Annotated in this window: 8 protein-coding genes; 7 read left to right on the top strand and 1 reads right to left on the bottom strand. The window is 42.4% G+C overall.

What is annotated here, in order from left to right:
* Window positions 1-399 precede the first annotated feature (399 nt).
* From PSE7429_RS08495 to hmpF, 4 genes are all read left to right on the top strand, one after another.
* Entirely contained in the window at window positions 400-714 is a 315-nt protein-coding gene (locus PSE7429_RS08495) for a DUF3082 domain-containing protein (protein WP_009626727.1), read from the top strand.
* A gap of 212 nt (window positions 715-926) precedes the next feature.
* Window positions 927-1,112 (top strand): hypothetical protein, encoded by a 186-nt coding sequence (locus PSE7429_RS08490; protein WP_009626726.1) that lies wholly within the window; start codon window positions 927-929, stop codon window positions 1,110-1,112.
* The gene (locus tag PSE7429_RS08485; protein ID WP_009626725.1) at window positions 1,112-2,137 is read left to right on the top strand and encodes an ABC transporter permease; all 1,026 of its coding nucleotides are present in this window, start codon (window positions 1,112-1,114) and stop codon (window positions 2,135-2,137) included. Before PSE7429_RS08490 ends, PSE7429_RS08485 begins: the two co-directional genes overlap by 1 nt.
* 172 nt (window positions 2,138-2,309) lie before the next feature.
* Window positions 2,310-3,998 (top strand): pilus motility taxis protein HmpF, encoded by a 1,689-nt coding sequence (hmpF, locus tag PSE7429_RS08480; protein WP_009626724.1) that lies wholly within the window; start codon window positions 2,310-2,312, stop codon window positions 3,996-3,998.
* A 209-nt stretch (window positions 3,999-4,207) separates the two neighbouring features.
* Here hmpF and PSE7429_RS08475 read toward each other — a convergent pair whose 3' ends face one another.
* Window positions 4,208-4,690: a peptidylprolyl isomerase gene (locus tag PSE7429_RS08475; RefSeq protein WP_009626723.1), complete on the bottom strand. Its 483-nt coding sequence runs from the start codon at window positions 4,688-4,690 to the stop codon at window positions 4,208-4,210.
* Window positions 4,691-4,872: 182 nt separating this feature from the next.
* Here PSE7429_RS08475 and PSE7429_RS08470 point away from each other — a divergent pair, with 182 nt between their 5' ends.
* From PSE7429_RS08470 to PSE7429_RS08460, 3 genes are all read left to right on the top strand, one after another.
* Complete coding sequence (locus tag PSE7429_RS08470; RefSeq protein ID WP_009626722.1) at window positions 4,873-5,196, top strand: phasin family protein; 324 nt, start codon at window positions 4,873-4,875, stop codon at window positions 5,194-5,196.
* 3 nt (window positions 5,197-5,199) lie between these two features.
* Window positions 5,200-6,039, top strand: a complete 840-nt coding sequence (gene rsmI, locus PSE7429_RS08465; RefSeq protein ID WP_009626721.1) for a 16S rRNA (cytidine(1402)-2'-O)-methyltransferase — start codon at window positions 5,200-5,202, stop codon at window positions 6,037-6,039.
* Between the two features lie 107 nt (window positions 6,040-6,146).
* A complete protein-coding gene (locus tag PSE7429_RS08460) occupies window positions 6,147-8,990 on the top strand; it encodes a cyclic nucleotide-binding domain-containing protein (protein ID WP_009626720.1) in 2,844 nt (947 codons plus the stop codon).
* The last annotated feature ends 105 nt before the right edge of the window (window positions 8,991-9,095 follow it).

Raw genomic sequence — 9,095 nt, 5'->3', positions numbered from 1 at the left:
GGCGCACGCTGCGCGTGCGCCGCAGATTTTAGATCTGGATTTTAATTATGCTGAGGTACTTAAAATATGGCAGATTTATTAAAAAAACTTACAAGTGGCGATCGCCTTTGGCTGAAGTACTGTTTTAGTCCTTGTTTTAATCCTTGTAAATTTGCGATCGCATCGTACAAATATTTATGCAATGATAAAAGTACACAGAAAAAAGCCCACTGTTTCCAGCAGGCTTGGCATTTTTGTGTTGAGTGCGGATATCTTAAATCATTTTGCGGTCAAAGATATTAAGTTTTTTGCCAGTTTAAATGATTTTTTTGCGATCGCCAGTCGCAATGCCTCCAAAAGCCCATTAGCAGGACTGACTGCTAATGGGCTTAACCTAATCACAGATTTTGCAATCCTGATATGCCTGAAGAAGCCAAACTCCAATCTCCTCAAGACGCAGCCCCATCACCTTTTAAAAATCTCACAGGAGCCGCAATCTCTGCGACGATTGCCACTGGGCTTTACTCATTTACCAATATGGTGGCGCATAAGCTTGCGACAGCTCCATTACAGACGACAAATACCCTCGCCAATAGATTGGCTACTCTCGTACGTACGCTGCTATTAGCGATCGGTTCAGGCGCAACAATGATTTTTGCAGCGATCGCCTTGGGGTTAGTATTACTCACCATTAAGCAAGTTTTTACTACTATCTTTCGGAAACCTCAAGCATAAATAGCCTCGCCAAGCGCCATCTAGCATATCTTCTAGCATATCTAGCTGTCGTCGTTCTAATACCAATTCACGAAAGTGTGACAACACTTTCGTGAATTAAAACCCAAACCCAGTAAGGGTTTTCAAAGCTCAAAATGGCTACGCCATTTTGAGCTTTGGTATAACCTATTTGTTGGTGCTAAATTAGATAGTTAATCAAGGGAGATCTACATATGCCAACACTCATTGGAATTTTGGTAACAGTCGCTTATGTATTTGGAGTTGTGAAATTTTTACAAGGTTTTCGACGTACCGACTTTTCTGGCAATCAAATTGGACTAGCGTTACTTTGGCCAGTTCTCTTTGCCATGAATGGCAATTACCGTAAAAATTTTTTCAAAGCGCTTAAAGGCTCCTAATGACTTGGTGGAAACGACTCAGAGCCAATCCTCTTGCTTGGATTGGCATTATCATTTTGACGTTTTTTTACGCTGCGGCTTTATTTGCTGATTTCATGACCCCTTACGGTGTTAATGAATCCGTTAAAAATGGTGCTTTACTCCCGCCAACACAAATATATTGGCACGATCGCCAAGGGCAGTATATTGGCGCTCACGTCTATCCCACGACTCAGGGCAAGGTCGATATGGAGACAGGCGATCGAGCCCTGATCGTTGATTACACCCAGCCCTCCCAGATCCAGCTCTTTAAAGCAGGACATTTGTTTAACACCAGTAACGCGCCCCTTAATCTACTGGGAACCGATGAACAGGGGCGCGACCAATTAACACGACTTCTGCATGGCGGTAGAATTAGCCTGTTAATTGGCTTTATCGGTACAATTATTTCCTATACCATTGGTTGCCTTGTCGGGGGTATTTCTGGATATATTGGCGGATGGCTCGATGTAGTCTTAATGCGCTTTGTTGAAGTTCTGATGTCAGTGCCTTCAATTTATCTGTTAGTAGCATTAGCTGCAATTTTGCCGCCTCAAATCAGTAATACTCAAAGATTCGCATTAATTATCGCTATAATTTCGTTTGTGTCATGGTCAGGTTTAGCAAGAATAATTCGTGGACAAGTATTGTCTATCAAAGAACAAACTTTCATTTTGGCGGCTCGTGCGTCGGGAGCCAGCCCATTACGAATTATTATCAAGCATGTTTTACCCCAGACCATCACATTTATCATCATTTCGGCAACCCTCGATATCCCCCGATTTATAGTCGTAGAGGCAGTCTTAAGCCTTGTGGGACTCGGAATTCAGCCTCCCGATCCCTCATGGGGTAATATGCTGTCTTTGTCCACCAATGCCTCGATTGTCATTCTTCAACCTTGGCTAGTGTGGGCTTCAGCATTAGCAATCGTATTGACGGTGCTATCATTTAATCTCTTGGGTGATAGTTTACGCGATGCCCTTGACCCAAAAAACATTAGGCAATAGACTTTTCACAAAAACGTCCTGATAGTCTTAAAAAATATATCGCCAAAATGCTTAGGCAATTAGGTAGTATGAGACTAGGATTTAGGCTATTTTGTATTGTTTGTGACGGGTTTTTGCTCTTTCGTCATGTCAATCTGAAAGTCAGCATCAGCAAAATAGGAGTATATTCAGCGTGCAGTACTTAGCGGAACTTCAAAAAACTCAAGCAGCTTTTGGATTAGGTGGTAATTCTTCAATCCGTTTGTTAGCACGTAATACGGGTGAAAATGTTTGGCAGCCGATTACGAACGAGCAAGTTTTACCAATTCAAGATTCAAGCCAAGCAAAAGATTTTAAAGATGGTCAGATGGTAATTGCCGAAGTTACGGGCAGTAACCAAGTGCAAAGCGTGCAAGACGCTTCTAGAAAGATTGTCAATATTTTGCAAGCCTTTTCGCGATCGCAGGATAAGTATAAAGCTGCTGAAGAAGAAGTTGAACAGTGGAAGCAATCTCTTAATTTTCAAAGTCAAGTACTGCACCGCCGCGAGCAAGAATTAGAGCAAAAGGAATTAGAACTAGAACATCTCGATGCGAGAAAGCAAGAAATCGAAGAGTTAGAGGCCAAGCTGGCTAAAGAACGTAGCGAAATTGAAAATGTAAGAGCAGGCATTGAAACCGAACGTGGTCAGTTTGAAGCTAAGGCCGCAGCCTTAACGGTCGAGCAAGCCGAAAATATCAAAGCTCTAATCTCTCAATTATCAACAAATTTTACAAATCCAGATTCCCTAAGAAATAAGGTTCATAGTGCTCTTGATTTAATAAATAAACGCCAAGAGGTACTCACGGAATTTTGGCAAGGTTTAGACGGGCTCAAAAATGAGGCTGAGAAGCAAAAGGGAATTCTAGCCAAATCAACGGAGGAACTTAACAATCGTAAAAATCAATGGCAACAAACTCAAATTGCCCTAGCTGATGCTCAAGCGGAGTTAAAAGCGCAGCGTGGCATTCTCAAGCTACAAGAGAATAATATAGCGATGTCTAGGTTGCAGTTGGATGCCCAAATCGATCTATACGAGCAAACTTCTAATGCGATCGAGTCTTTGGGGGGACCAGGAAGCATAGAAGTATTGAGTCCCGAAGAAGAGAGTCGTTTACAGTCAATGACGATCGAAGAGTTGGAATCCACCATTAAGGCTCTGCAAGCAGATTTTGATCGATTAGTAAATTATGTTAGTGCCCAAGAAGATGAGTTAGCTGGACTAGAGGGCGAAATTGCTGACATCCAAAGTCAGGTAGAAACAGCCGATCAGTTCGCAAGAATAGAGCTAGAAAGTAATAAAGAGTTTGTCGAGGAACAATATAACCTGCTTGAGGAAAGCGTTTCAGGGATGAGACGTGGTATGCAGGAACGTTTGTCCGTATTAAATCAACAGAAGGCGATTCTAGATCGTCGTAAAGGGATTACCGTTGAAGAGAGTCCCGTTCAAAGCCTATTGCCTTTGCTTTCCCAAATTGAGGCGCAAAAAAATCGCCAAGAGCAAGAATTGATGAAGATGGAAAGTCAAATTGAGGCGGTGAGAAATTATACGCAGCAACAGCAAGAAGTCCTTGGCAAACAAACTCAAGATCATCTACAGCAAGAGCAAGCGATTCGTGCCTCCGAAGCCCAGCAGCAAGATCGGATTAGACTTGTTGCCGAGTTGCTAGGGCAAATTAGCGCTCAAGAAAAGCTTTTGCGTCCTGTGCAGGATATTGTAGACACTTTGCGACCTCAGTTAGAAGGGGCAATCCAAGACTTAGGAAATATGTCCAATGGGAATAACTCTGCACAGGTATTAGCCGATTTACAATCAACTATTCAGAGTTTAGTTGCTTCCTAAAAAAAATTAATGGGGCAGTATTTACTTATCGCTCCACGAATTCTAAATTTGTTTCTAAAAAGGCAAGTGGCGGCGCTTAGCGCCGCCACTTGCCTTTTAGGGTTTGGTTCTCTTTTACTACTACAAAATCAAGCCCCAAGGAGGGAATGGCGGCGCTTAGCGCCGCCATTCCCTCCTTGGGGCTTAGGATTACATTGGGGCAGATTGATTTAATCTTCGATTTTAATCGAGATAATTTTATCGCCACGACGGATAGCTTGAGCTACTTCTGTATCTTCGGTATAACCAAAAGCTGCATATTGCCCATCTAAGAAAGATGCATCACCAAGGGTAATGAAAAATTGGCTAGTGGCACTATTGGGATCGTTAGTGCGTGCCATGGAGAATACGCCCGCCTTATTGTGCTTAATCACTGGCTTTTTTCCGCCAGTTAAAATTTTGCCAATGGTTGCTTCGCTGTCACCTTCGGCAAAAATTTCCAATTTGATGCGATCGCCCGAACCGCCAGTCCCATTACCAAGCGGATCGCCACCTTGGATCACAAATCCTGGTTCGACGCGATGAAAAGTTAGCCCATCATAAAAGCCGTGCTTAGATAGATCTACGAAATTTTTGACAGTGATCGGAGCGTGCAGATCGTCTAACTCAGCACGAATTGTTCCTTTATCGGTCTCTATTACTGCACGAATCATAAGTAAGCTTACCAGAAAGTTTTTGACAATTTAAAAGCAGCTTAAAGTATAGCAATCGTCAAGGTGTTTCAAATATATCGATATGCTTAAAGTCTGGGCAAAGTAGGGGCAATTCATGAATTGCTCAGACTTTTGTTTAGTATGATGGAGTTTATAGATCGGCTTTGAGGATCGTACGGATTATGGATAGCAATAATTTGCTCAAGCAATTACTCATGCTTGGTGTCGGCACAACTTCCCTTGTTTTAGAAAAAATCAAAGAAGCCAGTGAAGATTGGGTCAAAGATGGCAAAATCGATCCCGATCAAGCCTCCGAAATTCTCAACGATATTGCCAGCCGTCTCAAATCAGAACAGGGAAATTTGGAAACTTTAATTCAACGCCAGATTCGCAATGTCATGCAAGATTTGGGAGTGCCGCGTCAAAATGAGATGGATGAACTGCGTGGGCGGATCGATCGCCTAGAGCGTCAGGTACGAGAATTAGAAAATAAACAGTGGCGCTAATTAATGAATGATGCGGGAATTCTGTATTTGGTGGGAACACCGATCGGTAATCTAGAGGATATGACTTTTCGGGCGATCGCCACGTTAAAACAGGTTGATTTAATCGCTGCCGAAGATACCAGACATACGGGCAAGCTACTACATCACTTTGGTATTGATACGCCGCAAACTAGCTATCACGAGCATAATGCCCATAAGCGCGTCCCCGAATTGGTGGAAAAATTATTGCAAGGAATGACGATCGCTTTGGTCACCGATGCAGGGATGCCTGCGATTTCCGATCCTGGAGTAGAACTTGTTCAAGGCTGTATCGCTTCAGGAGTAAAGGTGATTCCGATTCCCGTCGTTACCGCAGGAATCGCCGCCCTAACCGTTTCTGGCTTTGCCACGCAGCATTTTGGCTTTGATGGATTTTTGCCAATTGACAAGAAAGAACGGCGCGATCGCTTAGAAATTTTGCGTTTAGAAACCCGTACGATGATTCTCTACGAAGCCCCACATCGGTTATTACGCACCCTTGAGGATTTAGCAGAGAGTTTTGGCAAAAACAGACGGATCGCGATTGCGAGGGAACTAACGAAGCTCCATGAAGAGTTTTGGCGGGGCTCGATCGCAGGGGCGATCGATTATTTTACCGATCGCGCCCCGAAAGGGGAATTTACCCTAGTGATCGAGGGAGCAGAACCCAGCTTTAAAAAATCTTGGACAGAAGAAATAATTATCAAAGAATTACAGAATCTGATCGACTCAGGTATTTCGCGATCGGAAGCTAGCCGTCAACTGGCGGAACTCGCAGAATTACCGCGTCGGCAAATTTACCAGTTAGCCCTGACCCTGCCATAGCTCTACCGCTAGCAATAGGTCTAAACTTTTATTGCACAGCATGAATAACTTTTAGCTCTAGATTTATGCTATCTGTTGAGGAATAGTCAGATTAATCTAGAGGTTCTATGCTGAGCAGATTGTCAGAACAGAAAATGCATGTCATTAAGGTAGTTCTTGCGGTTGGTTGGCTGCTATTGATATTGACTCTTTTTTACGATCCACTCTCTTTTTACCTCACTGATCCTAGTAATCTCCATAGTCCTTTTAGGATCGATCCCAATAGATATTTAGATCCCTCCCAATGCGTGAAGGTTCAAGGTATTTGTCAACCAGAAAATCCCTATGGCATGGGGGCAAGAATATTTTGGTCGATCATTATTCCTGCGGGGTTATTAACGATTTTTGTATTTGGACATGAGGTATGGCGACGCATTTGTCCATTATCGTTCTTTTCGCAAATACCCCGTGCTTTGGGGATTCAGCGCAAACAAAAGATCACTTCTGCTAATGGCAAAACCCGTTATCAGTTGTTTAGCGTCGATAAAAATTCTTGGTTAGGGAAAAATCATTTATACCTCCAATTTGGTTTGTTTTTTTTAGGGATAAATATTCGCATTCTTTTTGTGAATTCCGATCGCCTAGCCCTAGGGATATTCTTTATTTTGACGATTTTGGCAGCAATCTCCGTCGGTTATCTCTTTGCGGGTAAGAGTTGGTGTCAATATTTTTGTCCAATGGCTCCAGTTCAGGTCGTATTTACAGGAACCCGAGGGCTACTAGACAGTCAGTCGCACTTAGGTCAAAAATTGGGTGTTACGCAGTCCATGTGCCGCGAATTTGATAAATCCACGGGCAAAGAAAAAAGTGCTTGTGTTGCTTGTCAAAATCCTTGTATTGATATTGACTCTGAGCGAGCTTATTGGGAACAAATTGAACGTCCAGATCGCAGGCTCCTCTATTATGGATATCTGGGGCTAGTATTTGGCTTTTTCTTCTATTACTTTCTCTATGCTGGTAACTGGGATTATTTGTACTCTGGTATTTGGAGCCATGAAGAAGGACAAATCAGTAGAATTTTTGGGGCAGGTTTTTATATTTTCAATCAAGCCATCCCCATTCCTAAGATTATTGCCGCGCCCTTGACTTTAGCAACATTTGGTTTTGGTACTTATATATTGGGAGGGGTTTCCGAAAATATTTATCGTCAATATTTGCAAAAGAAAGGCAAAAAACTCACCAACGACCAAATCCTACATCGAATTTTTACAGTTTTTACGGTCATTGCTTGGAACGTATTTTGGATATTTATCAGTCGCCCCGCACCGCTCGAGCGTCTGCTGACTGGTTTTACAGTCTTAGTAAGTGGATTGTGGTTTGCCCAAACTTTTTGGCGTACTTCTGAGCAGTATGAAAGGGAAGGATTAGCCAATAAACTACGCCGCCAGTTAGAAAAACTTGGCATCGATATGTCCAAGTTTGTCCAACGTGGTACGGATGAACTTAAACCTGATGAAGTGTATATTTTGGCGAAAGTGCTGCCTGAAGTAACTCGTGACCAACGGGATAAGGTATATCGTGGTGTATTGATCGAAGCTTTGGAAGATGGAATCATCAGTGCGACCGAAGAAAAACTCTTAAAGGAGCTTCGCAAAGAACTAGAAATCGATATCGACCAGCATTATTCGATGCTGGCGAGTTTGGGTATCGAGGATCCCACTCTCTTTAATCCAGACAAACAATTTACCCTAGAAAAACGTTTGCGTTTGGATGCCTATCGCAACAATTTAGAGTTTTTGATTTTCGATTTAGTTGATAGTGGGGTTCCTATCAGCGAAGCCTTAGAGCGTAAAAAATCTCGAATTGATTCGTTAAAGCAGGAATATCGGATTAGTGAAGAAGAAGAAGAACTAATTGCGGCTGAAATCTTGGGTGAGGCAGGAAGTTTATTTAATAATGCTCAGCAGTTACTAGAAAGCTTGCGTGACATCCATTCTCAGGTAATGAACCTAGAAGATTTGCCTACCGATCCTCAAAGTTCGGTATATCAATTGCTCCGCAATATTCTTTTCGATCGCGAAAAAATTGTTATCAATAAGTTGATGTCTATTATTGAAGTATTAGGCGATCGCCCAATGGTTGCCCAGATTGTCAGAGCGATCGATTTACTTACCCCTACTTGCTTCAGGCAAGTTTTAGACCAAAAGCGCAACGAACGGCTATGGTCAGATCGTTTTAATGAAAATGTGATTAGTTGGCTTGCCCAGTCCCATGATGGCGAAATTTCTGCAACGAAAACCTTACCTGAAGATATAACTGCAAGCCTAATCAGTGTTTTAGAAAGATTTTTGCATGAGGATATTGAGCCATTGGTGCAGGCTCTAAGCTTAGAGGCTCTGCGTAAACTGGATGTTGAAAAAGCTCAACGGGCTGCGGTGGAAATACGGCAAAAAGGTATAGATGCTACTTCAATTTTGGCAGAAACAGCCGATGCTATTGCCAACAATGCTAACAATTCATCCGATCGCAAAATCTTAACTACCCTTGAGAAAACCCTTTATTTATTTGAAACTAGATTTTTCCATCACATTAATATCAACACATTAATTGAAATTGCTCGATATTGTGAGGAAAAAAGTTTTATGCAGGGAGAAGTGCTCTGTCGGGCTGGCGATGTTAGCAATGAGTTACTAATTATTATCGATGGTCAAGTCGATGTAATCATGCAGCAGGAAGATGGATCTAGCAAGGTGGTCAATCGCTGTTCTCACGGAGAAACGATTGGAGAATTGGGCGTTTTAACCCAAACTAATCGTTCGGCTACAGTTATTGCGGAAAGTGGTGAAGCTAGTGTGTTGACGCTCAGCGATCGCAATCTTGACTATTTGTTAAAACGCAATCCTTTGTTGTCGAGTACTCTTTTATCCATTGTGAGCAGTCGCTTGCAAAGAATTCTCGGACAAGTTCAATAAGTTTTGCTTAGGACATAAAGCGCTTTGCGCTCAAAACCAAACCAAGAAAACTTTTGAAAGCGTTGCAAAGCAACGCTTTCAAAAGTTTTCTTGTGGTTCGTTTGA

This window comes from Pseudanabaena biceps PCC 7429 (assembly GCF_000332215.1).
In the GTDB taxonomy this organism is placed as follows: Bacteria; Cyanobacteriota; Cyanobacteriia; order Pseudanabaenales; family Pseudanabaenaceae; genus Pseudanabaena; species Pseudanabaena biceps.
Note: the sequence above shows the minus strand (reverse complement) of the source record. Positions and strands in the feature narration are given on the sequence as shown.